Origin of the sequence: Erythrobacter aurantius, from assembly GCF_023823125.1 — a bacterium.
Classification (GTDB): Bacteria; Pseudomonadota; Alphaproteobacteria; order Sphingomonadales; family Sphingomonadaceae; genus Erythrobacter; species Erythrobacter aurantius.
Map to the genome: position 1 here is coordinate 2,526,740 of NZ_CP090949.1, position 24,724 is coordinate 2,551,463.

Below are 24,724 nucleotides of genomic sequence, written 5' to 3' on the forward strand. Positions count from 1 at the left end.
CCGATGCGCCCGCCGTGGGAAGTCGAGCCTGAAAAGTTCGCCGACAAATTCTGGATCGTCGCAAAGAGCGACTATCTGGAGGAGTGGCGGAACTGGTTCACCAACCTCGGCGACGCGCAGCAGGCAGAGTACAAGGCCGCTCACACCCCTCCAGAAGCGTGTGGCGGTCTGTTCTATGACGTGTTGGGCGTGCCGCGATACGATCCGGTTGCCTATGCCGATACCTACCGGGACGAAGAGGGATTGCTGCCCCCTCCGTGGGTCTATGCGCCAGACATTCCGCGTGGCTCCATCGGTTGGCGCATGGGGCATGGCGAGGATTACTGGCACGTCTTCTTTGATTGGCTCCGCTCGCTGCCCCCGGAGGATCAGGAACGGGTAAAGGCGAAATATCCCGAACCCGCACCTGAAACTGTCAGGAAGGGTCTGCCGTGGCAGGGCATCTATGAAGCCCATCTCAATCCGCAGGAAGGACAAGCCCGCGCGTTCTTCGACCGGATGAAGTTCGACGAGCGCCGCTACGCTGATTTCCTGCGCGATCGCTTCCCCGAATTCTGGGCGCGCTTTGGCGGGATTCCCGATGTAGCGGGCAAGCGCGTGATCGATTTCGGTTGCGGACGTGGCGGCATGGTGCAGCGGATGATGGAAGCCGGCGCGGACAGCGCACTGGGGATCGAGCTCAACCAGTCCTATGTCGATTTTGCCAACTGGAAAGTCGCCAGCCAATGGGACGGGCGCGCGCGGTTTGCCTGTCAGGACATCCGCAAGATGGACATCGAACCCGCCGACATCGTCACCTCCGTCGACGTGATGGAGCACGTGATGGACTTGCCCGAAACGCTCGCCAAGGTCGTTGATGCGTGCAAGCCCGGAGGGGAACTCTTCATCGGTTTCGCACCCTTGTGGCATTCCCCTTTCGGCCATCACCGACTGATGGAAACCCGCATCCCATGGGCGCATCTGCCGCGCGGCAACCGCGCCTTCCTGGACAGGCTGGTGGACGATGACGGCAATTCGCCCGAGACGATCCAGGAACTGGGCTTTAGCGGGGCGACGCCAGCCGATTTCCGCGCCGCGCTCAAAGGATTGCCGGTGGAGATCGTCTCCGCCCGCCGCAATGTCGCAAGCCACCCGCTCAAGGCATTGGCGCTGAAGGCGATGCTGATACCTTCGATCATACCCGCGCTCGAAAAATATGTGACAGTGGGCATTTACTGGCACTTGCGGCGCAAGAAATGACAACAGTTTGGCCGAAAGTAGCAATGGCACTTGCGGCCTTCATTGCCTACATGGGCTCCGGACGAAAACACACGCCATAGATAACGGGATCATTCGAACCATGGCCGAACATTCCTACGACTACGATTGCCTTGTCATCGGTGCTGGCCCGGGCGGCTATGTTGCCGCGATCCGCGCCGCGCAGCTGGGTCTGAAAACCGCCTGCGTCGAAAGCCGCGAAACGCTGGGCGGAACCTGCCTCAACGTCGGCTGCATCCCGTCCAAGGCGCTGCTGCATGGTTCGGAACTGTTCGAGGAAGCCGAAGGCGGCCACTTCGCCACCTGGGGCATCACCGCAAAGCCGACGCTCGACCTCGGTAAGATGATGGCCGAAAAGACCAAGGCCGTGGGCGAGCTGACGGGCGGGATCGAATTCCTGTTCAAGAAGAACAAGGTCACCTGGCTGAAAGGCCACGCTGCATTCGAAGACGCGCACAGCGTGAAGGTGGGCGATCAGACCGTCACTGCAAAAGACATCGTCATCGCCACCGGATCGAGCGTCACCCCCCTGCCCGGCGTCGAAGTCGACAATGCGGCAAAGCGGATCGTCGATTCGACCGGCGCGCTTGAGCTGGAAGAAGTGCCCGAGCACCTCGTCGTGATCGGCGGCGGTGTGATCGGCCTCGAACTGGGCAGCGTGTGGCGCCGTCTGGGCGCGAAGGTCACTGTGGTGGAATTCCTCGACCAGCTGCTCCCCGGCATGGACGGCGAAGTGCGCAAGGAAGCGCACAAGATCTTCAAGAAGCAGGGCATGGAAATGATGCTCGGCCACAAGGTCACCGGTGCCAAGGCCGACAAGAAGGGCGTGAAGCTGACGGTCGAAAAATCTGCCGGCGGCGATGAACAGGTGATCGAGGCGAGCCATGTGCTGGTCGCCATCGGCCGCCGCCCGAACACCGATGGGCTGGCGCTCGACAAGGCGGGTCTTCAAGTCAACAATCGCGGCCAGATCGAGATCGACCACGATTTCCGCACCAAGATCGACGGCATCTGGGCCATCGGCGACGTGGTGCCCGGCCCGATGCTGGCGCACAAGGCCGAGGATGAAGGCATTGCGGTTGCCGAAAACATCGCAGGGCTGACCGGCATCGTGAACCACGATGTGATCCCCAGCGTCGTCTACACCGCGCCGGAAATCGCAGGCGTCGGCCTGACCGAAGAAGAGGCCAAGGAACGCGGCAGCGTGAAAGTCGGCAAGTTCCCGATGATGGCCAACAGCCGCGCCAAGGCAAACCGCGACACCGACGGCTTCGTCAAGGTGATCGCCGATGCCGAAACCGATCGCGTGGTGGGCGTGTGGATGATCAACAGCCTTGCCGGCACGATGATCGCACAGGCCGCGCAGGCGATGGAATTCGGCGCGACGTCCGAAGACATCGCCTACACCTGCCACGCGCACCCGACCCACGCCGAAGCTTTCAAGGAAGCGGCCATGGCGGTGCAGGGCAAGCCGATCCATATGTAATACAGGAGCGCGGGGCGGCGATGTATGCGCAAGTTTTTGACCGTCGCCGCCTCGCTCTTCCGCTGATCTTTCCCGCTGTTGGCGGGCTGATCTACCTCAACATTTTCGACGCGCCTCAGCGCCTGATCCTCATCAATGCAGGTGCGCTCGTTCTTGCGCTCGCATGGATCGCATTGGGAAGGCTGCCAGCGGATCGCCGCTTCAGGCTGGGCATCGCTTGGGCCTGCGCCGCCCTGCTCTTCGTGCCGCTTTTGACAGGCCCGGAAATGGGCGGCGTTGCGCGCTGGTTTCCGGCGGGTCCGATTACGCTGCATTCCGGCCCGCTGCTGCTGCCGCTCATCGCGGTCCTGTGCGCGCGCGAAGAGAAGTGGGGCGCGGCACCCTTGGCGCTTGCAGCATTTGCATTGGCGCTGCAATCCGACGGCGCGGCGCTGCTCGCGCTCGGCCTCGCGGGTGCCGCACTCGCTTGGCTGCATCGCAGCTTGACCTTTGCGGCGTTGAGCCTGTTTGCGCTCAGTCTGACCGCTTTCACCTTTCAGGACGCGAGTCTAACGCCCCAGCAATTCACCGAAGGCGTTCTGGCCGACGCGTTTGATCGCACATTCATACAGGGGCTAGGGTTTGCGATGATGCTGTTCGTGATCCCGCTGTGGCATCTGGTCGTCGACCCGCAATTGCAGCGCACCGAAGGTTACACTTTGGCAGCGCTGCTCATCGGTCTGGGTCTGGCGGCGGTGATGGCGCCCTACCCCTATCCGCTGATCGGGTATGGAGCATCGCCGATCCTGGGTTTCGGCCTCGCGCTGGGCGCGGCGGCACTGCGGGATCAACTGCGAGTGACCGAATTGTTCGAACTCATGGAGCGGACTCGCGAATAATTGCGCACGCTTTCCATGGCAGGGGCCCGGCCCCGATCGGATTGCGCCTCGTCCTTTGCTCGCTTAAGCCTTTAGACGGAAGAGAGAGGGGAACACCGCGCATGGCCTATCCGAAACTGACCGACAAACCGGGGATGCTCGAAACCGCGGCGGCGATCCGCAGCGGCGCGATGAGTGTTGCCGAAGCGGTCGATGCCGCGATTACCCGGATCGAGCATTACGATGCCGAAATCGACGCGCTTGCCGTGCCCGATTTCGAACGCGCGGCAGCAACGGCCAAGGCGATGGATGCGAGCGGCCCGGTGGGTGACCAGCCGCTGTTCGGCGTGCCGATGACCGTGAAGGAAAGTTTCGATGTCGAAGGGCTGCAAAGCTGCTGGGGTCATGAACGGCTGACCGATTACATCGCGCCGCGCGACAGCGAGCTTGTCAGGCGGTTGAAAGCGGCAGGCGTGGTAATCATCGGAAAGACCAACGTGCCGGTCGATCTGACCGATTGGCAGAGCGTCAATCCGGTCTATGGCCGCACCAACAATCCGCATGACACATCGCGTTCTCCGGGCGGATCGTCGGGCGGCAGCGCGGCGGCAGTCGCCAGCGGCATGGTGGCGGGGGAATATGGCACCGACATCGGCGGCTCAGTGCGGGTTCCGGCGCATTTCTGCGGGGTCTGGGGCCACAAGACGACATGGGGGCTGGTATCGAAGCAGGGCCATGATCACCCGATGATGGCGCGTCGCCCCGGCTTTGTCGCCGCGCATGACGGCGCGCTTTCCATCGCCGGGCCGCTGGCCCGCAGCGCTGCCGATCTCGCGATCCTGACGCAGGTGGGCGCGCAATACGCGCTTTCGCGCAAGGGCAAGCCGCTGAAGCAATGCCGCCTGCTGGCGATCACCGAATATCCCGGCTGCCCCGTCGATGCGAGCGTATCCGAACCGACCGAAGCGGCCATCGCGGCGCTGATCGCGGCGGGCATCACGGTTGACCGTACCAGCGAGCTGATCCCCGATCTCGCCGCGCAACAGGGCCATTACATGCGGATGCTCAACACCGCGATGGCGCGCGGTGCGCCCGCGCCCAATGGCAAGCGCGCCAGCGCGACCGACTGGTTCGACCTGCTCGACGCGCAGGCCGCCAATGAATTCGAATGGGCGCGCCTGTTCGAAACCTACGACTTCGTGCTTGCCCCGCCCGCCCCGGTGCTGGCGGTGCCGCACAACGAGAAGCGGGTGTTCGACAGCACGATCCGCGTCAACGGGCAGGACATTCCGGGCGCAGCCGGGCTTGCCTGGGCGGGCCTTGCCACCTTCCCCAACCTTCCGGCCACAGTCCTGCCGATCGGCAGCGGCCATTACGAAGGGTCACAGCTACCCTGCGGAATGCAGGTCATGGGGCCGCGCATGAGCGATCTCGACTGCATCCACGCCGCGGGAGAAATCGGGAAGATCTTGCACGGCTGACCGGCATTCGTCATGGCGAGCCCCATGGCAAACAAACCCATCATGCAGCGCCTTGCCAAATGGCACATCTGGCTGGGCTGGCTGGTCGGCGTTCCGATCGCGATGTGGACCGCGACCGGCCTGTTCATGGTCGTCAAGCCGATTGACGAGGTGCGCGGCAATCACCTGCGCCTGCCGGTCGAGCAGCAGGCGCTGATCATGACGGGCAGCGATCTGGCCACGCCCGACGCGCAGCTGGCCGAGATGACCATGCGGATGCAAGACGGGCGCGCGATTGCGATCCTGACAACGCTTGATGGCGTTACGAGCCGGGTCGATGTCGCCACAGGCGCGCCGATCCCGGCAGTCGATGCGCCAGCGGCGCGGGCCATCGCGGCGGAACGGATCGCGGGCGGAGACAAGGTGCGCAGCATCACCTTCTTCGACGCCGACGAAGTGCCGTTCGATTTCCGTCGCCCGATCCCCGTTTGGCAAATCGCGCTGGAGGACGGCGCGCATGTCTATATCGGGCGCGACACGGGAGAGATCGAGGCTGTGCGCACCAGCTGGTGGCGGTGGTTCGACTTCATGTGGGGGCTGCACATTATGGATCTGTCGGAACGTGAGGATACCAGCCATCCGATCCTCATCCTGTTCGCGGCCTTGTCTCTGGTCGGCGCCTTGTTCGGCTGCATCCTGATGTTCCGCCGCCGCAAGGCACGGGTAACGGCTTCCGCGGCATGAACGAGACTGTCCTTACCCCGATCCTCGACATTCTCGACATCATCGGGATTGCCGTTTTCGCCCTGTCAGGCGCACTGGTCGCGGCCAAGGAACGGCAGACCTTCGTCACGATGGGCTTCTTCGCGCTGGTGACGGGCGTTGGCGGGGGCACAGTGCGCGATCTGCTGATCGATGCGCCGGTGTTCTGGATCACCGATCCGTGGGTTGCGGCGGTATGCCTTGGAACGGCGCTGATCGCGTGGTTCACTCCGGTCCGTATCTGGGAGGGCAAGCTGCTCGATTATGCCGACGGAATCGGGCTCGCCGCATATGCCGTGCTCGGCAGTGCGAAAGCCATCGCCTATGGCATCCCGCCCGTGCCCGCTGCGCTGATGGGCGTGATCACCGGCTGTGTCGGCGGGGTGATCCGCGATGTCGTGGCCGGGCGCCCTTCGATCATCATGCAGCCCGAACTCTATGTCACCGCCGCAGCTCTCACCGCGACGCTGACAGTCGCGGGCATGCAAGTCGCACCTATGCTTGGCCTGCCCGACTGGGCAGTGTGGAGCATGGCCTTTGCCTGCGGTTTCGCGCTGCGTGCGGCGGCGATCCGGTTTGAGCTGGGATTGCCCAGCTATGGCGACGGGAAAGAGGGGAACACTACCGAGAGCACTCCCCGCTCCTCCTCCACGGATCAGTCCTGATAGGTTTCGCCCGGCAAAGGGCCGCCGGGATAGGCCGGCATATTGTCCGAAGTCAGTGGGACGAGCGGCTGACGGTCGTTGCCAGAATAGGGCTGACCAGCAAGCGCGCCACGTGCATCGGCATAGCTTTGATCGGACCATTGGCCGTCGGCAGCGGAGCCTGAAAAGCCGCCGTAATCGATATCGGAAATACGCCCGCTGTTGTCGATCTGGCAGGTGAAGCCCGATCCGTTGAACAGCGTGCCGGTGACCACCCAGCCCTGCGCGATGCGGCTTGCGCCATCGACACTGTCGACCCGCACATCACGCTCGATCTCGTTGAGGCATTGCGACACCGCATTGTCGATGCCCGAACCTCCGGTGGTGCTGCGATTGGTGCGGCGGTTTTCGGGGCGGTAATCATAGTCGCGATCATTGCGAACCCGCTCACGCTCCACCACAACAACATCGCGATCGCGGCGGCGATTATTGTTGCTCGCGGCGCTGGCGATCGCGGCGATCCCGCCAAGCACCAGCACGCCCGCCAGCACATCGCCCCCGCGAATGCCACGGCGGTGCCCGCGCCAGCATCCGTGCCAGCCACAGCGTCGCCATTCGGCGTTCTGCGCATCGGCATCATAGGTGCTGGCGCCGAAAGTGCCGCCCTGCCCGTCAGCAAATTGTGCGTGGATCGCGTTTGAATATCCGAATGCGCCGCCCACAGCAGTTTCGGCGGCCATGGCCTGTGCCGGAGTGAACGCCAGCGATGCAGCGGCAACGAAACCGGCATATCCGGCCAAGCGGGTGTGGTGAGCCATGAATGCTCCCTCCTGTTTCTCAATTGTGCGAGAGCGCCCACCATTCGCTCAATGATGGGCGCAAAGTTAGGCGGCCCAGGCTTACGCTTGCCTGAACCGCCTTGGTTGTCATGCCGGGTTATCCACCGCGATCAGCGCAGGCCCCGGATGTTGTCAAAGTCGATGTCGACGATCCGACCGCGCCGGATGTCGCAGCTGAAGCGGCCCCGGTCGACTCCGCGACCCCAGCGATAGCCGTCGGCCACTTCGATCCGGCCTTCGATCTCCCAGCCGCGCCGTTCGCGGTCGACATCGCGGATGCTCGTCACCTGAGCGTAGCGGAAGCCGTTGCGGCGCGCTTCACGCTCGACCGCGTTGACGCAGCGCTGAACCGCGCGATCAGGGTGGCCACCGCGATAGTTGAAGCGATTGCCATAGTGGCGGTCATTGTAGTGCCGGTCGCGATAGCGGCGGACATCATAACGGCGATCATTGTAGCGGCGATCATCATACCGGCGGTCGCGATCGCCATCAAAGGCTCCTGCCAGCGCGGCGATGCCGCCGATGACAACGGCCCCAGCGATCACATCGCCCGCGTCGATTCCGCCTCGGTCGCGGTTGCGATCTCCTGCCATGGCAGGGGTTGCCGACGCCAGGGCCATCGCGCCAGCCGCGACAGTCCCGAGCGTGGCCTTGGTGATGGTCTTTTTCAGATCAGTCATTTCGGTTCATCCTCGGGTTTTCAGTGGCGGAAGAATTTCCGTTCACTGTAAACCCGTTTTAGATGAACAATTCTGAGGTGATTCTGACCGAGGCTTGCAGCCGATATTCAGGTTACTCGCATTTTACCTGAACGCTATTCAGGAAGCGCAGCCAGCACGTCGCGGGTAAAAGCGGCAATGTCGAAGCGGCTACCTGCTGGATCCTCACCTCGCCGCACGATCACGACATTGCGGCTCGGCACGACGACGACATATTGTCCGCGATTGCCGAAAGCGGCGAAGGTATCGGACGGAATGCCTTCCGACTTGTTCATCAACCACCACCCCGCGCCATAGCCGAACGGCCCGTCCGGCTGAGGGCCGCTGGGGGTGGAGATGTACTCGACCCAACCTTCGGGCAGAATGCGTTCACCCGAGGGAAGAACGCCGTCGTTGAGATGGAGTTGGCCCAGATCAGCAAGATCGGACGCGGTCGACCAGACTTGGCTGGAAAGGATGTAGTCCCCCGCCCAATCGGTTTCGGCAACGGTGTGCTCCTTCCCGACAGCCTTGAAGAATGCCGCGGGGTCGAAATCCTCGTGCCGATCCGAGATCGCCTTGACCGCCATCAGCGTATCGTTGTTGGCGTAGCGGAACTGCGTTCCCGGCATGTTGATCAGCGGCCAGTCGGTTGCCGTCTCTTCAACCAGCGAGCCGCCAGCGTAGAGAGGATCGGTGCGGTTGCCGGGCGTATCGGAATACCTGCCCGAAGCCATCCGGAGGAGATGATCGACGGTAATCGCACGTCGGGCATCACGTTGCCACTCCTCGCGACCAGTTCTGTCTTTGACGTCGAGCAGACCTCGATGGGCTGCAACCCCGACCAACGTTGCTGCGATGCTCTTGGCGACTGACCATGTCCGCTGAGGAGTCTCGTTATCAAAACCGGCAGTATATCGAGCGGACTCTACAAGACCGTTGCCCTCCCGATTGATGCGCACCAGCGCCGCGGTAGTGCGCGTGCCCTCGCCATACTTGTCCTCATGCGCGTCGGCGAGAACCTGATCGATTGCAGTGGGTTTGTAGGGCGGAGCCTTGCCGCCGCCCTCGATCACGAAGTTAAAGCTCGCGGGCTCGTTCGCCTTATCGGTATCGGATGATTGCTCTGATCCGAGTACCGCCGTCTCCGGCATGCTCGGCGCGAGGCCGATAGGGGCAAGCCTGCATCCGTCACCGCGCTCCGCATCGGCAAAGCGGGGCGGCATATCGTCAGTCCAGTCAACCTCGACATGGGTGATGTATCCATCCGCATCGCGCAGCACTCGATAATCCAGATCGCGCACGATGGGATCAATGGCTGAGTAGACCCCGGTCAGCTCCCATTCGTGCACGCTTTCTTCCCTTCGCTCCGAGCCATTCCTCTCCGCATTCGCAATCGCACCGCACAGGAACAGCGCCTTGTACCCGGCTGCGAGCGCGCGGTTGTAGCGTTCGTCGAGCTGGTCCTGCGCGGACTGGGCGTAGGTGGGGCCGGAGCCCAAGACGAGGCTGGCGACGGCTATACCGAGGAGTGGGCCACGGAGTGCGCCAAGGAGGGTTGTCTTCATCCCGCCTTCTTGCCATGCGCAGCGCAAAAGAAAAGGGCCGGCGGATCGCTCCACCGGCCCTTCGAATTTCGCTTGGCGAGAACGCTTACGCGTCTTCGTATTCGCTGGTTTCCACAGGGCCCGAATCCTGGCCCTTGGCGTCGACATCGCGGTCAACCAGTTCGATCACGGCCATCGGAGCGGCGTCGCTGCCGCGCAGGCCGGCCTTGATCACGCGGGTGTAGCCGCCGTCGCGGTCGCTGTAACGCTCAGCCAGAACGTCGAACAGCTTCTTCAGCTGGGTTTCGTCGCCCAGACGGCTCATGGCGAGACGACGGTTCGAAAGGCCGCCGCGCTTTGCCAGCGTGATGAGCTTTTCGATGTAGGGGCGCAGTTCCTTGGCCTTAGGGGCCGTGGTGATGATCTGCTCATGCTTGATCAGCGCGGCCGACATGTTGCGGAACATGGCGGTGCGGTGACCCGACTTGCGACCAAGCTTACGCTGAGAAATTCCGTGACGCATATTCTTTTACTCCGTTCGAAAAGGGGCCGTTTCAGGTACCCCAGTGCTGGCGGCGCTTATGGTGCGCCGCCGGTACCAGTTCAGCCGAGCAGCTCTTGTTCGAGCTTCTTGGCCATTTCCTCGATATTCTCAGGCGGCCATCCGGGGATGTCCATGCCAAGGCGCAGGCCCATGCTGCTGAGAACTTCCTTGATCTCGTTCAAGGACTTGCGGCCGAAGTTCGGCGTGCGCAGCATCTCGGCTTCGGTCTTCTGGACCAGATCGCCGATGTAAATGATGTTGTCGTTTTTGAGGCAGTTGGCCGAACGCACCGAAAGCTCCAGCTCGTCGACCTTCTTGAGCAGGTAACGGTTGAGCTGGTTGGCGTCGTCTTCCTGCGGGGTCGCAGCGTGGCCGATCATGGCCGACTGCGGCTGCGGGATGCCGTCTTCGAAGTGGACGAACAGCGTCAGCTGGTCCTGCAGGATGCGCGCGGCATAGGCCACGGCGTCTTCAGGGGTGACAGTGCCATCGGTTTCGACGGTCAGCGACAGCTTGTCATAGTCGAGTTCCTGACCAACGCGGGCGTTTTCGACCTTGTAGCTGACCTGACGCACCGGCGAATACAGCGAGTCGACCGGGATGAGGCCGATCGGCGCATCAACCGGACGGTTCTGGACTGCGGGCGAGTAGCCCTTGCCGGTGTCGGCGGTGAGTTCCATGTTCAGCGTCGCGCCTTCATCGAGGTGGCACAGGACAAGGTCCTTGTTCATCACTTCGATGTCGCCGGTAACAGCGATGTCGCCAGCCTTGACGGTTGCCGGGCCGGTCATGGAAAGCTGCAGGCGCTTGGGGCCTTCGCCTTCCATCTTGAGCGCGATCTGCTTCACGTTCAGCACGATGTCGGTCACGTCTTCGCGCACGCCGGCGAGCGACGAGAATTCGTGGAGGACGTTTTCGATCTTGATCGAGGTGATCGCTGCGCCCTGAAGCGAGCTCAGAAGCACACGGCGCAGTGCGTTGCCGAGCGTCAGGCCAAAGCCGCGCTCAAGCGGTTCGGCTACGAAGGTGGCCTTGCGCTGCTTGTCGCCGCCATCCTTGATTTCAAGAGCGTTGGGTTTCTTGAGTTCCTGCCAGTTCTTCATATTGACGGACATGGATTTCCCCTAGTTCGCTTACGTAAGCGGTTCAGTGTTGTGGGCGGGCCGGCGACGCTCGTCAGCGTCATGCCAGTCCGTTCGGGAAGCGGCGCTCGGATCATCCGGCGCCGCCCCTTGATCGGTCAGACGCGGCGACGCTTGGACGGACGCACGCCGTTGTGCGGGATCGGCGTCACGTCACGGATCGAAGTGATGTTGAAGCCGACCGCTGCAAGACCGCGCAGCGCGCTTTCACGGCCCGAACCGGGGCCCTTCACTTCGACTTCGAGGGTGCGGACGCCGTGTTCGGCTGCCTTCTTGCCGGCGTCGTCGGCTGCAACCTGCGCTGCATACGGGGTCGACTTGCGGCTACCCTTGAAGCCCATCATCCCTGCCGAGGACCAGCTGATAGCATTGCCCTGAGCATCGGTGATGGTGATCATGGTGTTGTTGAAGCTGGCGTTGATATGCGCAACGCCGCTGGTGATGTTCTTCCTGTCGCGGCGCCTTACTTTGCCGGGTTCGCGTGCCATTGTTCCAGTTCCTTATAAATGCGGAAAAAGGGAAAAGCCTCTGGTCGAAACCAGTGCTTACTTCTTCTTCCCTGCAATCGGCTTGGCCTTGCCCTTGCGGGTACGGGCGTTGGTGTGCGTGCGCTGGCCGCGAACGGGCAGGCCGTTACGGTGACGCAGGCCGCGATACGAGCGGAGGTCCATCAGGCGCTTGATGTTCATCGCGGTGTTGCGACGAAGATCGCCTTCGACGGTGTAGTCCGCGTCGATCGTTTCGCGGATACGCAGGACTTCCTCATCGGTGAGATCCTGAACGCGCGCGGTGTGCGGGATGCCAAGCTTGTCGGCGATCTGGACAGCCGTGGTGCGGCCAATTCCGTGAATGTAGGTGAGCGCGATGATAACGCGCTTGTTGGTGGGGATGTTTACCCCGGCAATACGAGCCACTTAATTCTCCATGCTCCACAGGGGCTTTGGCCTTGGGGCCACCCCTATCTCGACGCTAAAAACACCCGGCATGAACAAGACCGATGCTTAAACAGCAAAAGTCCGGTTGGCACACCGCATACGGGCAGTGCCTGCCGGACTGGACTCGAACGTGTCGAATGAACGGCGCGCTTACGGTGATTCGAGTGATCCGTCAACCGTTGCACGCGCTGATTTGTCCGAGCCGCCCATATCGGCCGCTACGGCACGCTTTCAACCTGCGTAATACACCTTGCCCCCGCCTGTCAAAAAGGGGAAGCGGCTGGCGCGCCCGTTACCTAACTGCCCGGCTCGTTGGCCAGATCGTCAAACGCCTCGTCAACGCTGGCGCCGCGAGGCTCCTCCGTCTCGATAACCGCTTCGGGATCGATCGTGATGGGGGCCTCTCCCTCCACGTCGGACACAGCATCAGTTTCCGACTCAGGCTCGGGCTCAGGCTCAGGAGCAACAACCTGCGAAGGGACCCTGGGAGCAACGACCTGACCCAGCAGTTCGGAAAGGCGCGTGAGTTGCAGTGTCATCACGCCGTCAACCGCAGTCGAGATCACCGGCACCGGATAGCGCATCTTGCCGCCGACATTGTATTCCCAGACGATGCGCGTACCCTCGCCCTGCTCCGTTTCGACCTTGCTGATCGCGATCGTCAGGACCCCTGTCACCGGCTCGCTTTGCAGGGGACCAAGCGCTCCGCTCATCCGCAGTGCCACTTCGGGATAGGCCTGGATCACACGCATGTGCTCGACACTGCCTTCAAGTGTAATGCGCGCGTTGTCCTGCACTTCGGGAATGCGTTCGCAGAAACAGCCGCCGGCCTGCGGGGTGAGCGTCAGGTTGGCGGCATCGGCTGACCAGGTATGCTCGCTCGACCACCACCGCGCCGGGCTGATCAGGGCAAGCCAGGTCGCCTTGGGATCGGCCTCCACCACCGCCTCGTTGCGGGTGATGAAGTGATCCTCGTCAGCCTGCACCACTTCGGCCCACCCAGGCGAAGCAGTGGCAGCCAGAGCCGCACCGGCCAGAAACAATGTTGATTTACGCAAGATCGCGTCCTCCTCGTCCCCTGCTCACTAGGGGATAAGGCAGGGGCTGGAAAGCCCGGATCGGTTATCCGGCGAGCACTGCATCCACAGCGGCGGCCACTTCGTCGATCCCGGCCATCCCGTCGACCCGTGTGACGATCCCGCGCGCTTCGTAACCCGGCAGAATCGGCGCGGTCTTGGCGCGGTATTCGTCCATGCGGGTGCGTACGGTTTCCTCATTGTCGTCGGGGCGACGCTTGAACTCGGTCGAGCCGCAATTGTCGCACACGCCTTCCTTCGAGGGCGGATTGGCGGTGTCATGATAGAGCGCACCGCAGTTCCCGCAGGAGAAGCGACCGGTGATCCGCTCGACCAGAGCGTCCACATCGACTTCCAGTTCGATCACATGATCGAGCGTGCGGCCATGCTTCGCCAGCAGCGCATCGAGCTGATCTGCCTGCGCCGCCGTGCGCGGGTATCCGTCAAAGATCGCACCTTGCGCCGCATCCATACCGGCAAGGTTTTCGTCGATAAGCGCGGACACGATGTCGTCGGAAACCAGTTCCCCGCGATCCATCACCGCCTTGGCTTCGATCCCGACAGGGGTCTGCGCCTTCACAGCCGCACGGAGCATGTCTCCGGTGGAAAGCTGCTTCATGCCGTGGCGCTCGACCAGACCGGCGCTCTGAGTGCCTTTGCCTGCCCCGGGAGGGCCAAGAAGAATGATGTTCACGAAAAACAACCCCCTTTTGACGCGCGAATCGATTGGGTGTCCGCGCGCTTATGTGTGCCTGATCAGCACTCCATGCGTCAGCGCATGCGGCCTTTCAACTTAGCCTTCTTGATTAGATCGCCATACTGGTGGGCAAGCAGATGCGACTGCACCTGGCTGATGGTATCCACCGTCACGTTGACGACGATCAGAAGGCTGGTTCCGCCAAGGAACAGCGGGATGCCGGTTTGTGCGATCATGTATTCGGGGACGACGCAAACGATGGTCAGATACATCGCGCCGACCACGGTGATCCGGGTGAGGACGTATTCCAGATAATCGGCGGTCCGCTTGCCCGGGCGAACGCCGGGAATGAAGCCGCCATTCTTCTTGAGGTTCTCTGCATTGTCCTCCGGGTCGAAAACGACCGCGGTGTAGAAGAAGCAGAAGAACACGATCAGGACGGAATACAGCGCCATGTAGATCGGCTGCCCATGCGCCAGATACTGGTTGAGCGTCACAATCGTCGAACCGACACCGCTGGTGGTGTCCACCGAACTGCCCGCGAACTGCGAAATCGTAAGCGGCAGCAGCAGCAGCGAGCTGGCGAAAATCGGGGGAATAACGCCTGCGGTGTTCAGCTTGAGCGGAAGGTAGGAATTTTCCGCCTGCATCATGCCGCGCTGGGTCGCGCGCTTGGGGTACTGGATCAACAGCCGCCGCTGCGCCCGCTCGACAAAGCTGATGAGCAGGATCAGCACGACGACCATCAGGATGAAGCCGATGATGATGCCCGGTGCGATGGAGCCGGTGCGGCCGCCTTCAAACAGGTTGGTGGCGAATGTCGGAAACTGGGCGACGATGCCCGCCATGATGATCAGCGAAACGCCGTTGCCGATCCCGCGCGAGGTGATTTGCTCACCCAGCCACAAGAGGAACATGGTGCCGCCGACAAGGCTGATGACCGCGCCGACACGGAAGCCGTAGCCGGGGTTCACAACTGCTGCGATGCCCTGCGAACTGGCGAAGCTTTCAAGACCCGTCGCCAGGAACCAGCCCTGGATCGCGCAAAGGAAAACGGTGCCGTAACGGGTGTACTGGTTGAGCTTCTGCCGCCCGGTCGCGCCCTCTTTCTTGAGCGCGGCGAGCGTCGGATGAAGTGCCGACGCCATCTGCACCACGATCGACGCGGTGATGTAAGGCATGACGCCAAGTGCGATGAGGCTCATGTTCGACAGCGCACCGCCGGTGAACATGTTGAACATGTCGATGATGCCGCCCTGCGTCTGCGCAGCCAGTTCATCCAGCGCCTTGGGGTTGACCCCCGGCAGCGGCACGAAGCTGAGGAAGCGGAAAACGATCAGCGCACCGATGGTGAACCAGATGCGTTGGCGCAATTCGGTGGCCTGGGCGAAATTGCCAAGGTTGAGATTGCTGGCGATATTATCGGCGCGTGATGCCATGGTGTATCGTCGATCCTAATCTTTTGCCGGACCGCTCCCCATGGGGATGTCTCGGCTCAGAGACGATAAGTAGGGAGCAGGTGGCCCAATGTCGAACCCCTGCCCCCATGTTTTGTCGTATTATTTACCGCGAGCGGCGCGGGCTTCCTTCTTGGCAGCCTTGACCTCGGCGTTGATCGGCGCGGTCACTTCGACGCTGCCGCCAGCCTTCTCGACGGCTGCGATCGCGCCCTTGGTCGCGCCGCTGACGACGAACTTGACCTTGGCCGAGATCTCGCCCTTGCCCAGCAGACGGACGCCGTCCTTGCCACCGCGAACAAGACCTGCTTCGCGCAGGACTTCTTCGGTGATGTCCTTCTTGGCATCGACCTTCTTGGCGTCGATGAACTTCTGGACCATGCCGATGTTCACTTCGGCGAAATCCTTGCCGAACGGATTATTGAAGCCGCGCTTCGGCAGGCGCATGTGCAGCGGCATCTGGCCGCCTTCAAAGCCCTTGATCGCCACGCCCGAACGGCTCTTCTGGCCCTTCTGACCGCGTGCCGAGGTCTTGCCCTTGCCCGAGCCGATACCACGGCCCACACGCATGCGGCCCTTGCGGGCACCGGAATTGTCACGGATGTCGTTGAGTTTCATTGTGTGCACTCGCTTTCGCTTTCTGACGGCCCCACCACGGGGCTACGCGCTATGGAAGCGGCGCCCCTAGCGGAGGGGAGCGCGCGGCGCAAGGGGCAATCGGGCGCGCAAAGGCGCCCTGCCCCGGTCTGTAGCCAAAGACTGCGCGGATTACTGGCCGTACACACCAATGCCGTAATAGCACGGCTCGACATTGCAGGTGATCATGCGCGTCCGGATGCGAAAACGGGCGTTCCTGATCGGCGTGACTTCTACGATCGGCGTGTCGTCATCCAGCACGTCTTCGTCGATCAGATTGTTGTTCTCGTCATACAACCACAGATCGATGTCCGAGCAATCGCCATCGCATTGCGCGATGATCATATAGCTGGTTCCGGCATCGAGATCGATCGTGACCTGCTTTTCCTGACCTTCGCTCAGCTGGCCGTTGTAGCGCGAATGGGTCGAATTGTAGCCGTTGTTGCGCGCAAGCCCCTCTGCCGCATCAAGCAGGCTATTGACCAGATCCTGATGGCTGTTCTGGGCAAGAGCCGGAACACCGGCGCCTGCAACAAGCGCCATGGCCCCCGCGGCCGACAGTGCGATCTTTGTCATTACCCTCACGTCATTCCCCTCGCATTCCCGATCAAGCGGCCCGCCCCAATAAGTATCACCCGCATCTGAGTCGGCATAGCGGATAAAAAAAGCCCCGGCCGAACGACCGGGGCTTTGATTGTTTCGTTGCAGGCGATCGCGCTTAGTCGATCACTTTCACCAGATGCGGGATCTTGGCGACTGCACCGCGCACCTCGGGGGTGTCCTGACGCTCGACGACCTTGTGCATCTTGTTCAGCCCGAGACCGATGAGGATCTTGCGCTGGCTTTCAGGGCGACGGATCGGCGAACCGATCTGCTTGATCTTGATGGTAGCCATTGATCGTTACTCCACAATAGCCGCAGCTTCGGCTTCTGCCTCGGCTGCACTTGCACCACCGCGACCGAGCAGGTCAGCGACCTTCTTGCCGCGACGCTGGGCAACCGACTTCGGCGAAGTCTGGTCCTGCAGCGCGTCAAAGGTGGCGCGGATCATGTTGTAGGGGTTCGAAGTGCCGACCGACTTGGTCACCACGTCTGCAACGCCCAGGCTTTCGAACACGGCGCGCATCGGACCACCGGCGATGATGCCGGTACCCGGAGGCGCGGTGCGGACGGTTACCTTGCCGGCACCGAAACGGCCGTTGCCGTCATGGTGCAGCGTGCGACCTTCCTTGAGCGGGACGCGGATCATCTTCTTGCGAGCGGCTGCGGTAGCCTTGGTGATGGCTTCCGGCACTTCACGGGCCTTGCCGTGACCAAAGCCGACGCGGCCCTGACCGTCACCAACCACAACCAGAGCGGCGAAACCGAAGCGCTTACCGCCCTTCACCGTCTTGGACACGCGGTTGATGTGCACCAGCTTCTCGATGATGCCGTCGTCTTCTTCCTCGCGCTTGCCGCGACGATCGTCACGACCGCCACGACCGCGACCACGGCCTTCACCGTCACGGCCGCCACGGCCACGACCGCGACCACGGCCCTGCTGCTCTTCGGCACCGGTTTCGGTGGCTTCCGCCGGAGCTTCGGTGGTTTCGATGTTGTTTTCTTCAGCCATCATCAGAACTCCAGCCCGCCTTCGCGAGCGGCATCGGCCAGCGCCTTGACGCGGCCATGGAAAAGGAACCCGCCGCGATCGAACACGACAGTGGTCACGCCAGCCTTCTTGGCGGCAGCGGCGATGTCCTTGCCCACCTGGACGGCGGCATCGACATTCGCACCCGAAGCCTTCGAACCGAGGGTCGAAGCGGCAGCAACGGTCTTGCCCTGGGCATCATCGATGATCTGGGCGTAGATGTGCTTGCCGGTGCGGTGCACGGACAGACGCGGCTTGCCACCGGCACGAGCGCGAAGCGCGGTGCGGACGCGGCGGCGGCGACGTTCGAAAAGGGAAAGCTTTGCCATCTTACTTCTTCTTCCCTTCCTTGCGGAAGATGTACTCGCCGCGATACTTGATACCCTTGCCCTTGTAAGGCTCAGGCTTACGGAATTCGCGGACTTCGGCAGCAAACTGGCCAACGGCCTGCTTGTCGATGCCGGAAATCTCGACCGTGGTCTGATCCGGAGTGTTGACCGTCAGGCCATCGGGAACCGGCAGATCGACGTCGTGGCTGAAACCGAGCTCAAGCTTCAGGGTGTTGCCCTGCGCCTTGGCACGATAACCAACGCCCGAAATTTCAAGCGTCTTGGTGAAACCTTCGGTCACACCTTCAACCAGGTTGGCGACGAGCGTGCGCTGCATGCCCCAGAAGGCGCGAGCCTGCTTGCTGTCGTTGGCCGGGTTCACGGCGATCTGACCGTCTTCGACCTTGTAGTCGATCAGGTCGGACAGGCCCATCGAAAGGGTGCCCTTGGGCCCCTTCACGCTGAGCGTGCCGTTGTCGATATTGGCCGTCACCCCCGCGGGGATCGCGACCGGCTTTTTACCAATGCGGCTCATCAGAAGACCTCCGCGAGCACTTCGCCGCCGACCTTGTTGGCGCGCGCTTCAGCGTCCGAAAGGACACCGCGCGGGGTCGAGACGATGGTGATGCCAAGGCCGTTGCGCACGGTCGGAAGATCCTGCGATCCCGAATAGACGCGGCGGCCTGGCTTGGAAACGCGAGCGACATGCTTGATCGCAGGCTCGCCCTCGAAGTACTTCAGTTCGATCCGCAGCGCCTTGTGCGGGCCGCTCTCGTCTTCGCTGTAGCCGCGAATGTAACCTTCGCGGGTGAGCACTTCGAGAACGTTCGCACGCAGCTTGGAAGCGGGCGAAAGGACGCTGTCCTTCTTCGCACGCTGGCCGTTGCGGATGCGGGTGAGCATATCACCCAAAGGATCGGTCATAGCCATCTGTCAGTTCCTCACCAGCTCGACTTCGTCAGACCAGGGATCATGCCCCGGTTGCCGAGTTGACGCAGTTCGATACGGTTGATGCCGAACTTGCGGTAGTAGCCGCGCGGGCGGCCGGTGGTGGCGCAGCGATTGCGCACGCGAGTGGGATTCGCATTGCGCGGAATCTCAGCCATCTTGAGCCGGGCCATCAGACGCTCGGTCTCGTCGAGGCTTTCGTCATCCGCGATCGCCTTCAGCTTTTCGTACTTCGCTGCGTATTTCTGGACGAGCTTCTTGCGACGCTCGTTTTTGTTGATCGAACTCAGTTTCGCCATTGGACTTAAGCTCTCTTCTTTCGTGTCTTGTGTCTAAGGAAACGGCTTACGCCGCTTCCTTCTGTTCGCCAGCTTCGCCCTGGAACGGGAAACCGAACAGGCGCAGCAGTTCGCGCGCTTCTTCGTCCGTCTTGGCGGTGGTGGTGATGATGATGTCCATGCCCCGGACCTTTTCGATCTTGTCGTAGCTGATCTCGGGGAAGATGATCTGTTCCTTGATGCCCATGGCGTAGTTGCCACGGCCGTCGAACGACTTGGGGTTGAGGCCACGGAAGTCGCGGATACGCGGCATCGCGATGGTCACCAAACGGTCGAGGAATTCATACATGCGGTCACGGCGCAGGTTGACCTTGCAGCCGATCGGCATGCCGTCGCGCAGCTTGAACTGTGCGATCGACTTCTTCGCCTTGGTGATAACCGGCTTCTGACCAGCGATCAGCGCCATTTCCTCGGCAGCCGTCGTCACCTTCTTCTTGTCCTGGCTCGCTTCGCCCACGCCCATGTTGAGCGTGATCTTTTCGAGCTTGGGAACCTGAAGACGGTTCACGTAGCCGAACTTCTCGGTCATGGCCTTGACGATTTCCTCGTCATACTTGGCCTTCATGCGAGGCGTGTAATCAGCCATCGATGGTCTCCCCACTCTTCACGGCAACACGCACCTTCTTGCCGTCCTTTTCTTCGAAACGGACGCGGGTGGGCTTGCCATCCTTGGGATCGGCCAGAGCGACCTTGGAGATGTGCATCGGAGCGGGAAAACGCTCAATGCCACCCTGCGGGTTCATCTGGCTGGGCTTGCGGTGACGGGTTGCGACGTTGACGCCTTCGACAACGATCTTGCCATCCTTCGGCATGACCTTGCTGACGGTGCCGGTGCGGCCCTTGTCCTTGCCGGACAGAACGACGACGCTGTCACCCTTCTTGATCTTTGCAGCACCCATGATCAGAGCACCTCCGGAGCGAGCGAGATAATCTTCATGAAGCCGCGGCCACGCAGTTCACGAACCACCGGGCCAAAGATACGGGTGCCAATCGGCTCCTCGTTCTTGTTGACCAGCACGGCGGCGTTGCTGTCGAAGCGGATCACGCTGCCATCGGGGCGGCGGACGTCCTTCTTGGTGCGCACGATGACGGCGCGATGAACGTCGCCCTTCTTCACCTTTGCGCGCGGCTGGGCTTCCTTGATGGAAACCACGATCACGTCGCCAACGGAGGCAAAACGACGCTTCGACCCGCCCAGCACCTTGATGCACTGGACGCGCTTAGCGCCGCTGTTGTCCGCGACGTCGAGATTGGATTGCATCTGGATCATTGATCCGTTTCCTTCTCTTGGCTTGCCAAGACACCCGATTTCTGGCCGGGGCCTGGCAGTTCCTACGTCAGATTACTGTCCTGCCGCCTCGACATCGAGATCGGCTTCGATCGCCTGCACCCCGCCGGCCACGACACGGTCCTTGACGGCCCAGGTCTTGGTCTTGGAGATCGGCTTGGTCTCTTCGATCCGCACGACATCGCCAATGGTGTACTCATTGGCTTCGTCATGGGCGTGATACTTCTTCGAACGACGGATGATCTTCCCGTAAAGCGGGTGCTTCACCTTGCGCTCGACCAGAACGGTTACAGTCTTGTCGGTCTTGTCGGAGGTGACGGTCCCGATCAGAATACGTTTCGGCATTGTCTACTCCTTAAGCCTTGGCTGCCGAAGCAGCGCGCTCGTTCTGCAGCGTCTTGATCTGGGCGATCGTGCGACGCACTTCGCGGATGCGCGAAGGCTTTTCGAGCTGGTTGGTCGCTGCCTGGAAGCGCAGGTTGAACTGCTCACGCTTCAGCTCGGTGAGCTCGGCGCTGAGCTGATCATCAGTCTTCGTGCGAAGATCCTCGATTGCGTTTGCCATTACTTGTCACCTCCCAGGTGCGAGGTGTCGCCCAGTCGGGCCACGACCTTGGTCTTGATCGGCAGCTTCATCGCGGCGCGTTCAAACGCAAGCGCGGCAAGCGGACCGGGGACGCCGTCCAGTTCGAACAGGATGCGGCCCGGCTTGACGCGAGCTGCCCAGTATTCGACCGAGCCCTTGCCCTTACCCTGACGAACTTCGGCCGGCTTCTTCGACACCGGCACGTCCGGGAAGACGCGGATCCACAGACGACCCTGACGCTTCATCGCGCGCGTGATGGCACGACGAGCAGCCTCGATCTGGCGAGCGGTGATACGCTCCGGCTCAAGAGCCTTCAGACCATAGGCGCCAAAGTTCAGCGTGGTACCGCCCTTTGCATCGCCCTTGATCCGGCCCTTGAAGGCCTTGCGATATTTCATTTTCTTCGGTTGCAGCATTTTCTCTTACCTATCCTGCAATCAGCGAGCCGGACGCACGCCGGAAGTCTGAGCTTCCATCATCAGGCGATCCTGCGCGGTCGGGTCATGGGCGAGAATCTCGCCCTTGAAGATCCAGACCTTGATGCCGATGATGCCATAAGCAGTCAGCGCTTCGGTTTCAGCGTAATCGATGTTGGCGCGCAGCGTGTGAAGCGGAACGCGACCTTCGCGATACCATTCGACGCGAGCGATTTCTGCACCACCCAGACGGCCGCCGCAGACGATCTTGATGCCTTCGGCACCCAGACGCAGCGCCGACTGAACCGCACGCTTCATGGCGCGACGGAAGGCGACACGGCGAACCAGCTGGTCGGCAATGCCCTGAGCGACGAGCTTGGCGTCGATTTCCGGCTTGCGGATTTCGACGATGTTCAGCTTTACTTCGCTTTCGGTCATGGTCGACAGCTTCGAACGCAGCTTTTCGATGTCTGCGCCCTTCTTGCCGATGATGACACCCGGACGGGCAGCGTAGATCGAAACGCGGCACAGCTTGGCCGGACGCTCGATCACGACTTTCGAGATGGCTGCCTGCGGCAGGTTCGCAAGGATGTACTTGCGCATCTCGATGTCTTCCTTGAGCAGACGCGCATAGTCACGCCCTTCGGCGTACCAGCGGCTGTCCCAGGTGCGGTTGATCTGCAGGCGCAGACCGATCGGATTGCTCTTCTGGCCCATGGTTTACGCCTCTTCTGCTTGTTCGCGAACGACGATGCGCAGCTTGCTGAACGGCTTCAGGATGCGGGTCGACTTGCCACGGCCACGAGTGTGAAACCGCTTCATGGTGATCGACTTGCCCACCGAAGCCTCGGCAACGATGAGAGCATCGACGTCGAGATCATGGTTGTTTTCCGCGTTGGCGATCGCCGAAGCCAGAACCTTGCTGGCATCCTTGGCCATCGCCTTGCGCGAAAACGCGAGGATGTTCATGGCCTCTTCGGCCTTCTTGCCGCGGATCAGTTCGGCAACGAGGTTAAGCTTCTGCGCCGAACCACGGATGGTGGTGCCGACGGCCAGTGCCTCGTTGTCCGCAACGCGGCGGGGAGACTTTGCCTTGCCCATTAGCGCTTGCCCTTCTTGTCGGCAGCGTGGCCGGGGAAGTTGCGCGTGGGCGCGAATTCACCAAGCTTGTGACCGACCATTTCTTCCGAAACCGAAACGGGGATGAATTTCTGCCCGTTGTAGACGTTGAACGTCAGACCAACGAACTGCGGGAGGATCGTCGAACGACGCGACCAGGTCTTGATCGGCTTCGAGTTTCCAGCGTCCTGTGCCTCTTCGGCCTTCTTGAGAAGGCTGAGCTCGACAAACGGACCTTTCCAGACGGAACGTGCCATTGCCTAGTTACCTCTTCTTCTTCGCGTGGCGCGAACGGATGATCATCTTGTCCGTCTGCTTGTTGTTGCGGGTACGGGCGCCCTTGGTCGGCTTGCCCCACGGGGTCACCGGGTGACGGCCACCGCTGGTGCGGCCTTCACCACCACCGTGCGGGTGATCGACCGGGTTCTTTGCGACACCACGGGTAAGCGGACGACGGCCCTTCCAACGGGTTCGACCGGCCTTGCCGAAGTTCTGGTTCTGGTTGTCAGGGTTCGAAACCGCTCCAACCGTACCCATGCAATCGGCGCGCAGGTAACGCTGTTCACCCGAGTTGAGGCGAACGATGACCATGCCACGGTCACGACCGACGAGCTGGACGTAAGCGCCTGCCGAACGGGCGATCTGACCGCCCTTGCCCGGCTTCATCTCGACGTTGTGGCAGATCGTGCCGACCGGCATCTGACCCAGAAGCATGGCATTGCCCGGCTTCGTGTCGGTCTTTTCGCCAGCGACGACCGTGTCACCCACAGCAAGGCGCTGAGGAGCGATGATGTAGGCCAGTTCGCCATCTTCGTACTTGAGCAGCGCGATGAAGGCGGTGCGGTTGGGATCGTATTCGATCCGCTCGACCGTTGCCGGCATGTCCCACTTGCGACGCTTGAAGTCGATGAAGCGGTACTTCTGCTTGTGACCACCGGCGATGCCGCGCGAAGTCACGTGACCCTTGTTGTTGCGACCGCCGGTCTTGCGCTTGCCTTCGGTCAGCGCCTTGACGGGGCCACCTTTGTGCAGAGTCGACTTGTCGACCAGGATCAGGCCGCGGCGAGCCGGGCTTGTCGGTTTATAGTTCTTGAGTGCCATCTCAGTTCACCTTCTCGGTGATGTCGATCATCTCACCGTCGGCGAGACGGACGACAGCCTTCTTGAAATCCGAACGCTTGTAGGGCTTGCCCTTCCAGCGCTTCGACTTGCCCTTGCTCAGGAGCGTGTTCACCGAAACGACCTTCGTTGAATAGATCGCTTCGACCGCTTCCTTGATCTGCGGCTTGGTCGCGTCGTTCGCCACCTTGAACACCACCGCGTTGTTTTCCGACGCCATGGTCGACTTTTCGGTGATGTGCGGTGCGAGGATCACGTCGTAGTGCCGCGCGTCGATGCCGTCCTTCTTAGCCATTGAAGCGCGCCTCCAGCTTGGCGACAGCGTCCTTGGTCAGGACGAGCGTGTCGTGGTTGAGGATGTCGTAGACATTGGCGCCGGCAGCCGGGAGGACGTTCACGCCCTTGAGGTTGCCCGCAGCCTGACGGAAACCGGCGTCAACGGCTTCACCGTCGATAACCAGCACCTTGCCTGCAAAACCGGCCTTCTCGAAGTGACCCTTGAGAGCCTTCGTCTTGGCGTCCTTGAGCTCAAGGCTGTCGATCACGACCAGGCCGCTCTTGGCCTTGGTGCTCAGGGCCATCTTGAGGCCGAGGGCACGGATCTTCTTGTTGAGCGACGGATTGAAGTCGCGCTTGCGAGCACCGTGAGCCTTGCCGCCGCCGATGAAAATCGGAGCTGCACGGTCACCGTGACGAGCGCCACCCGAACCCTTCTGGTTGCCGAACTTCTTGCCGGTACGCGCGACATCCGAACGCTCACGCGTCGGACGTGCGGTGGCACGACGCTTTTCCAGCTGCCAGGTCACGACCCGGTGCAGGATGTCAGCGCGCGGCTCAACGCCGAACACTGCATCCGACAGCTCGATGTCGCCCGACGCCTTCCCGTCGATTTTCTGGACCTTCACCTTCATGGC

General features: G+C 61.8%; 36 protein-coding genes. 6 read left to right on the plus strand and 30 right to left on the minus strand.

Annotated features, from left to right (window positions below):
- Nucleotides 1-3: 3 nt before the first annotated feature.
- The 6 genes from L1K66_RS12070 to L1K66_RS12095 all read left to right on the plus strand — a co-directional run bounded on the left by L1K66_RS12070 (nucleotide 4) and on the right by L1K66_RS12095 (nucleotide 6,487).
- Entirely contained in the window at nucleotides 4-1,239 is a 1,236-nt protein-coding gene (locus L1K66_RS12070; RefSeq protein ID WP_252258101.1) for a class I SAM-dependent methyltransferase, read from the plus strand.
- 100 nt (nucleotides 1,240-1,339) lie between these two features.
- Nucleotides 1,340-2,743, plus strand: a complete 1,404-nt coding sequence (gene lpdA, locus L1K66_RS12075) for a dihydrolipoyl dehydrogenase (RefSeq protein WP_252258102.1) — start codon at nucleotides 1,340-1,342, stop codon at nucleotides 2,741-2,743.
- A 20-nt stretch (nucleotides 2,744-2,763) separates the two neighbouring features.
- Nucleotides 2,764-3,621: a hypothetical protein gene (locus L1K66_RS12080; RefSeq protein ID WP_252258103.1), complete on the plus strand. Its 858-nt coding sequence runs from the start codon at nucleotides 2,764-2,766 to the stop codon at nucleotides 3,619-3,621.
- A 101-nt stretch (nucleotides 3,622-3,722) separates the two neighbouring features.
- Nucleotides 3,723-5,081: an amidase family protein gene (locus L1K66_RS12085; RefSeq protein WP_252258104.1), complete on the plus strand. Its 1,359-nt coding sequence runs from the start codon at nucleotides 3,723-3,725 to the stop codon at nucleotides 5,079-5,081.
- A gap of 24 nt (nucleotides 5,082-5,105) precedes the next feature.
- Complete coding sequence (locus L1K66_RS12090; RefSeq protein ID WP_252258105.1) at nucleotides 5,106-5,804, plus strand: PepSY domain-containing protein; 699 nt, start codon at nucleotides 5,106-5,108, stop codon at nucleotides 5,802-5,804.
- Nucleotides 5,801-6,487, plus strand: coding sequence for a trimeric intracellular cation channel family protein (locus L1K66_RS12095; RefSeq protein ID WP_252258106.1), 687 nt, complete (start codon nucleotides 5,801-5,803; stop codon nucleotides 6,485-6,487). Before L1K66_RS12090 ends, L1K66_RS12095 begins: the two co-directional genes overlap by 4 nt.
- Here L1K66_RS12095 and L1K66_RS12100 read toward each other — a convergent pair.
- The 30 genes from L1K66_RS12100 to rplD all read right to left on the minus strand — a co-directional run bounded on the left by L1K66_RS12100 (nucleotide 6,478) and on the right by rplD (nucleotide 24,721).
- Entirely contained in the window at nucleotides 6,478-7,284 is an 807-nt protein-coding gene (locus tag L1K66_RS12100) for a hypothetical protein (protein ID WP_252258107.1), read from the minus strand. The genes L1K66_RS12095 and L1K66_RS12100 overlap by 10 nt on opposite strands.
- 131 nt (nucleotides 7,285-7,415) lie before the next feature.
- Nucleotides 7,416-7,985 (minus strand): hypothetical protein, encoded by a 570-nt coding sequence (locus L1K66_RS12105; protein ID WP_252258108.1) that lies wholly within the window; start codon nucleotides 7,983-7,985, stop codon nucleotides 7,416-7,418.
- A 134-nt stretch (nucleotides 7,986-8,119) separates the two neighbouring features.
- On the minus strand, nucleotides 8,120-9,571 hold the full coding sequence (locus tag L1K66_RS12110) for a serine hydrolase domain-containing protein (protein WP_252258109.1): 1,452 nt from the start codon (nucleotides 9,569-9,571) through the stop codon (nucleotides 8,120-8,122).
- 85 nt (nucleotides 9,572-9,656) lie between these two features.
- Nucleotides 9,657-10,073 carry a 50S ribosomal protein L17 gene (rplQ, locus tag L1K66_RS12115; protein WP_252258110.1) on the minus strand — a complete coding sequence of 139 codons (417 nt, stop codon included), beginning with the start codon at nucleotides 10,071-10,073 and terminating at the stop codon, nucleotides 9,657-9,659.
- Between the two features lie 80 nt (nucleotides 10,074-10,153).
- Nucleotides 10,154-11,209: a DNA-directed RNA polymerase subunit alpha gene (locus L1K66_RS12120; protein ID WP_252258111.1), complete on the minus strand. Its 1,056-nt coding sequence runs from the start codon at nucleotides 11,207-11,209 to the stop codon at nucleotides 10,154-10,156.
- 125 nt (nucleotides 11,210-11,334) lie between these two features.
- Nucleotides 11,335-11,724 carry a 30S ribosomal protein S11 gene (rpsK, locus tag L1K66_RS12125; RefSeq protein ID WP_007164597.1) on the minus strand — a complete coding sequence of 130 codons (390 nt, stop codon included), beginning with the start codon at nucleotides 11,722-11,724 and terminating at the stop codon, nucleotides 11,335-11,337.
- Between the two features lie 57 nt (nucleotides 11,725-11,781).
- On the minus strand, nucleotides 11,782-12,150 hold the full coding sequence (gene rpsM, locus L1K66_RS12130) for a 30S ribosomal protein S13 (RefSeq protein ID WP_034954442.1): 369 nt from the start codon (nucleotides 12,148-12,150) through the stop codon (nucleotides 11,782-11,784).
- A 317-nt stretch (nucleotides 12,151-12,467) separates the two neighbouring features.
- The gene (locus L1K66_RS12135) at nucleotides 12,468-13,229 is read right to left on the minus strand and encodes an SRPBCC family protein (RefSeq protein WP_252258112.1); all 762 of its coding nucleotides are present in this window, start codon (nucleotides 13,227-13,229) and stop codon (nucleotides 12,468-12,470) included.
- A 64-nt stretch (nucleotides 13,230-13,293) separates the two neighbouring features.
- The gene (locus L1K66_RS12140; protein WP_252258113.1) at nucleotides 13,294-13,941 is read right to left on the minus strand and encodes an adenylate kinase; all 648 of its coding nucleotides are present in this window, start codon (nucleotides 13,939-13,941) and stop codon (nucleotides 13,294-13,296) included.
- 77 nt (nucleotides 13,942-14,018) lie between these two features.
- Nucleotides 14,019-15,383 carry a preprotein translocase subunit SecY gene (gene secY / locus L1K66_RS12145; protein ID WP_252258114.1) on the minus strand — a complete coding sequence of 455 codons (1,365 nt, stop codon included), beginning with the start codon at nucleotides 15,381-15,383 and terminating at the stop codon, nucleotides 14,019-14,021.
- A gap of 120 nt (nucleotides 15,384-15,503) precedes the next feature.
- A complete protein-coding gene (gene rplO / locus L1K66_RS12150; RefSeq protein ID WP_252258115.1) occupies nucleotides 15,504-16,019 on the minus strand; it encodes a 50S ribosomal protein L15 in 516 nt (171 codons plus the stop codon).
- Between the two features lie 150 nt (nucleotides 16,020-16,169).
- A complete protein-coding gene (locus tag L1K66_RS12155) occupies nucleotides 16,170-16,613 on the minus strand; it encodes a hypothetical protein (RefSeq protein ID WP_252258116.1) in 444 nt (147 codons plus the stop codon).
- 142 nt (nucleotides 16,614-16,755) lie between these two features.
- Nucleotides 16,756-16,932, minus strand: a complete 177-nt coding sequence (gene rpmD, locus L1K66_RS12160; protein WP_252258117.1) for a 50S ribosomal protein L30 — start codon at nucleotides 16,930-16,932, stop codon at nucleotides 16,756-16,758.
- Between the two features lie 6 nt (nucleotides 16,933-16,938).
- Nucleotides 16,939-17,649: a 30S ribosomal protein S5 gene (gene rpsE / locus L1K66_RS12165; protein WP_252260506.1), complete on the minus strand. Its 711-nt coding sequence runs from the start codon at nucleotides 17,647-17,649 to the stop codon at nucleotides 16,939-16,941.
- Nucleotides 17,650-17,651: 2 nt separating this feature from the next.
- Nucleotides 17,652-17,996 carry a 50S ribosomal protein L18 gene (rplR, locus tag L1K66_RS12170; protein WP_034954453.1) on the minus strand — a complete coding sequence of 115 codons (345 nt, stop codon included), beginning with the start codon at nucleotides 17,994-17,996 and terminating at the stop codon, nucleotides 17,652-17,654.
- A 1-nt stretch (nucleotide 17,997) separates the two neighbouring features.
- A complete protein-coding gene (gene rplF / locus L1K66_RS12175; protein ID WP_252258118.1) occupies nucleotides 17,998-18,531 on the minus strand; it encodes a 50S ribosomal protein L6 in 534 nt (177 codons plus the stop codon).
- On the minus strand, nucleotides 18,531-18,926 hold the full coding sequence (gene rpsH, locus L1K66_RS12180; protein ID WP_034954455.1) for a 30S ribosomal protein S8: 396 nt from the start codon (nucleotides 18,924-18,926) through the stop codon (nucleotides 18,531-18,533). Before rpsH ends, rplF begins: the two co-directional genes overlap by 1 nt.
- Nucleotides 18,927-18,937: 11 nt before the next feature.
- On the minus strand, nucleotides 18,938-19,243 hold the full coding sequence (gene rpsN, locus L1K66_RS12185) for a 30S ribosomal protein S14 (protein WP_252258119.1): 306 nt from the start codon (nucleotides 19,241-19,243) through the stop codon (nucleotides 18,938-18,940).
- A 46-nt stretch (nucleotides 19,244-19,289) separates the two neighbouring features.
- Nucleotides 19,290-19,868 (minus strand): 50S ribosomal protein L5, encoded by a 579-nt coding sequence (gene rplE, locus L1K66_RS12190; RefSeq protein WP_252258120.1) that lies wholly within the window; start codon nucleotides 19,866-19,868, stop codon nucleotides 19,290-19,292.
- The gene (gene rplX, locus L1K66_RS12195) at nucleotides 19,861-20,181 is read right to left on the minus strand and encodes a 50S ribosomal protein L24 (protein WP_034954458.1); all 321 of its coding nucleotides are present in this window, start codon (nucleotides 20,179-20,181) and stop codon (nucleotides 19,861-19,863) included. Before rplX ends, rplE begins: the two co-directional genes overlap by 8 nt.
- A 2-nt stretch (nucleotides 20,182-20,183) precedes the next feature.
- A complete protein-coding gene (rplN, locus tag L1K66_RS12200; RefSeq protein ID WP_034954460.1) occupies nucleotides 20,184-20,552 on the minus strand; it encodes a 50S ribosomal protein L14 in 369 nt (122 codons plus the stop codon).
- Between the two features lie 72 nt (nucleotides 20,553-20,624).
- Entirely contained in the window at nucleotides 20,625-20,915 is a 291-nt protein-coding gene (gene rpsQ, locus L1K66_RS12205; RefSeq protein WP_034954461.1) for a 30S ribosomal protein S17, read from the minus strand.
- 10 nt (nucleotides 20,916-20,925) lie between these two features.
- Nucleotides 20,926-21,135, minus strand: a complete 210-nt coding sequence (rpmC, locus tag L1K66_RS12210; RefSeq protein WP_034954462.1) for a 50S ribosomal protein L29 — start codon at nucleotides 21,133-21,135, stop codon at nucleotides 20,926-20,928.
- Nucleotides 21,135-21,572, minus strand: a complete 438-nt coding sequence (gene rplP, locus L1K66_RS12215; protein ID WP_034954463.1) for a 50S ribosomal protein L16 — start codon at nucleotides 21,570-21,572, stop codon at nucleotides 21,135-21,137. Before rplP ends, rpmC begins: the two co-directional genes overlap by 1 nt.
- Before the next feature lie 21 nt (nucleotides 21,573-21,593).
- Entirely contained in the window at nucleotides 21,594-22,289 is a 696-nt protein-coding gene (rpsC, locus tag L1K66_RS12220) for a 30S ribosomal protein S3 (RefSeq protein ID WP_034954464.1), read from the minus strand.
- A gap of 3 nt (nucleotides 22,290-22,292) precedes the next feature.
- Nucleotides 22,293-22,673 carry a 50S ribosomal protein L22 gene (gene rplV / locus L1K66_RS12225; RefSeq protein ID WP_034954466.1) on the minus strand — a complete coding sequence of 127 codons (381 nt, stop codon included), beginning with the start codon at nucleotides 22,671-22,673 and terminating at the stop codon, nucleotides 22,293-22,295.
- Nucleotides 22,673-22,948 (minus strand): 30S ribosomal protein S19, encoded by a 276-nt coding sequence (gene rpsS, locus L1K66_RS12230; protein ID WP_034954468.1) that lies wholly within the window; start codon nucleotides 22,946-22,948, stop codon nucleotides 22,673-22,675. Before rpsS ends, rplV begins: the two co-directional genes overlap by 1 nt.
- A gap of 7 nt (nucleotides 22,949-22,955) precedes the next feature.
- Entirely contained in the window at nucleotides 22,956-23,792 is an 837-nt protein-coding gene (rplB, locus tag L1K66_RS12235; RefSeq protein WP_252258121.1) for a 50S ribosomal protein L2, read from the minus strand.
- 1 nt (nucleotide 23,793) lies between these two features.
- A complete protein-coding gene (locus tag L1K66_RS12240) occupies nucleotides 23,794-24,105 on the minus strand; it encodes a 50S ribosomal protein L23 (RefSeq protein WP_252258122.1) in 312 nt (103 codons plus the stop codon).
- Entirely contained in the window at nucleotides 24,098-24,721 is a 624-nt protein-coding gene (rplD, locus tag L1K66_RS12245) for a 50S ribosomal protein L4 (RefSeq protein ID WP_034954472.1), read from the minus strand. The genes L1K66_RS12240 and rplD overlap by 8 nt, the downstream gene beginning before the upstream one ends.
- Nucleotides 24,722-24,724: the final 3 nt, after the last annotated feature.

Bases quoted from the DNA above. Each gene is read 5' to 3' on its own strand.
- L1K66_RS12070 (WP_252258101.1), top strand. From the start codon at position 4: ATGCGCCCGCCGTGGGAAGTCGAGCCTGAAAAGTTCGCCGACAAATTC.
- lpdA (WP_252258102.1), top strand. From the start codon at position 1,340: ATGGCCGAACATTCCTACGACTACGATTGCCTTGTCATCGGTGCTGGC.
- L1K66_RS12080 (WP_252258103.1), top strand. From the start codon at position 2,764: ATGTATGCGCAAGTTTTTGACCGTCGCCGCCTCGCTCTTCCGCTGATC.
- L1K66_RS12085 (WP_252258104.1), top strand. From the start codon at position 3,723: ATGGCCTATCCGAAACTGACCGACAAACCGGGGATGCTCGAAACCGCG.
- L1K66_RS12090 (WP_252258105.1), top strand. From the start codon at position 5,106: ATGGCAAACAAACCCATCATGCAGCGCCTTGCCAAATGGCACATCTGG.
- L1K66_RS12095 (WP_252258106.1), top strand. From the start codon at position 5,801: ATGAACGAGACTGTCCTTACCCCGATCCTCGACATTCTCGACATCATC.
- L1K66_RS12100 (WP_252258107.1), bottom strand. From the start codon at position 7,284: ATGGCTCACCACACCCGCTTGGCCGGATATGCCGGTTTCGTTGCCGCT.
- L1K66_RS12105 (WP_252258108.1), bottom strand. From the start codon at position 7,985: ATGACTGATCTGAAAAAGACCATCACCAAGGCCACGCTCGGGACTGTC.
- L1K66_RS12110 (WP_252258109.1), bottom strand. From the start codon at position 9,571: ATGAAGACAACCCTCCTTGGCGCACTCCGTGGCCCACTCCTCGGTATA.
- rplQ (WP_252258110.1), bottom strand. From the start codon at position 10,073: ATGCGTCACGGAATTTCTCAGCGTAAGCTTGGTCGCAAGTCGGGTCAC.
- L1K66_RS12120 (WP_252258111.1), bottom strand. From the start codon at position 11,209: ATGTCCGTCAATATGAAGAACTGGCAGGAACTCAAGAAACCCAACGCT.
- rpsK (WP_007164597.1), bottom strand. From the start codon at position 11,724: ATGGCACGCGAACCCGGCAAAGTAAGGCGCCGCGACAGGAAGAACATC.
- secY (WP_252258114.1), bottom strand. From the start codon at position 15,383: ATGGCATCACGCGCCGATAATATCGCCAGCAATCTCAACCTTGGCAAT.
- rplO (WP_252258115.1), bottom strand. From the start codon at position 16,019: ATGAAACTCAACGACATCCGTGACAATTCCGGTGCCCGCAAGGGCCGC.
- L1K66_RS12155 (WP_252258116.1), bottom strand. From the start codon at position 16,613: ATGACAAAGATCGCACTGTCGGCCGCGGGGGCCATGGCGCTTGTTGCA.
- rpmD (WP_252258117.1), bottom strand. From the start codon at position 16,932: ATGGCTACCATCAAGATCAAGCAGATCGGTTCGCCGATCCGTCGCCCT.
- rpsE (WP_252260506.1), bottom strand. From the start codon at position 17,649: ATGGCTGAAGAAAACAACATCGAAACCACCGAAGCTCCGGCGGAAGCC.
- rplR (WP_034954453.1), bottom strand. From the start codon at position 17,996: ATGGCAAAGCTTTCCCTTTTCGAACGTCGCCGCCGCCGCGTCCGCACC.
- rplF (WP_252258118.1), bottom strand. From the start codon at position 18,531: ATGAGCCGCATTGGTAAAAAGCCGGTCGCGATCCCCGCGGGGGTGACG.
- rpsH (WP_034954455.1), bottom strand. From the start codon at position 18,926: ATGGCTATGACCGATCCTTTGGGTGATATGCTCACCCGCATCCGCAAC.
- rpsN (WP_252258119.1), bottom strand. From the start codon at position 19,243: ATGGCGAAACTGAGTTCGATCAACAAAAACGAGCGTCGCAAGAAGCTC.
- rplE (WP_252258120.1), bottom strand. From the start codon at position 19,868: ATGGCTGATTACACGCCTCGCATGAAGGCCAAGTATGACGAGGAAATC.
- rplX (WP_034954458.1), bottom strand. From the start codon at position 20,181: ATGGGTGCTGCAAAGATCAAGAAGGGTGACAGCGTCGTCGTTCTGTCC.
- rplN (WP_034954460.1), bottom strand. From the start codon at position 20,552: ATGATCCAGATGCAATCCAATCTCGACGTCGCGGACAACAGCGGCGCT.
- rpsQ (WP_034954461.1), bottom strand. From the start codon at position 20,915: ATGCCGAAACGTATTCTGATCGGGACCGTCACCTCCGACAAGACCGAC.
- rpmC (WP_034954462.1), bottom strand. From the start codon at position 21,135: ATGGCAAACGCAATCGAGGATCTTCGCACGAAGACTGATGATCAGCTC.
- rplP (WP_034954463.1), bottom strand. From the start codon at position 21,572: ATGCTGCAACCGAAGAAAATGAAATATCGCAAGGCCTTCAAGGGCCGG.
- rpsC (WP_034954464.1), bottom strand. From the start codon at position 22,289: ATGGGCCAGAAGAGCAATCCGATCGGTCTGCGCCTGCAGATCAACCGC.
- rplV (WP_034954466.1), bottom strand. From the start codon at position 22,673: ATGGGCAAGGCAAAGTCTCCCCGCCGCGTTGCGGACAACGAGGCACTG.
- rpsS (WP_034954468.1), bottom strand. From the start codon at position 22,948: ATGGCACGTTCCGTCTGGAAAGGTCCGTTTGTCGAGCTCAGCCTTCTC.
- rplB (WP_252258121.1), bottom strand. From the start codon at position 23,792: ATGGCACTCAAGAACTATAAACCGACAAGCCCGGCTCGCCGCGGCCTG.
- L1K66_RS12240 (WP_252258122.1), bottom strand. From the start codon at position 24,105: ATGGCTAAGAAGGACGGCATCGACGCGCGGCACTACGACGTGATCCTC.
- rplD (WP_034954472.1), bottom strand. From the start codon at position 24,721: ATGAAGGTGAAGGTCCAGAAAATCGACGGGAAGGCGTCGGGCGACATC.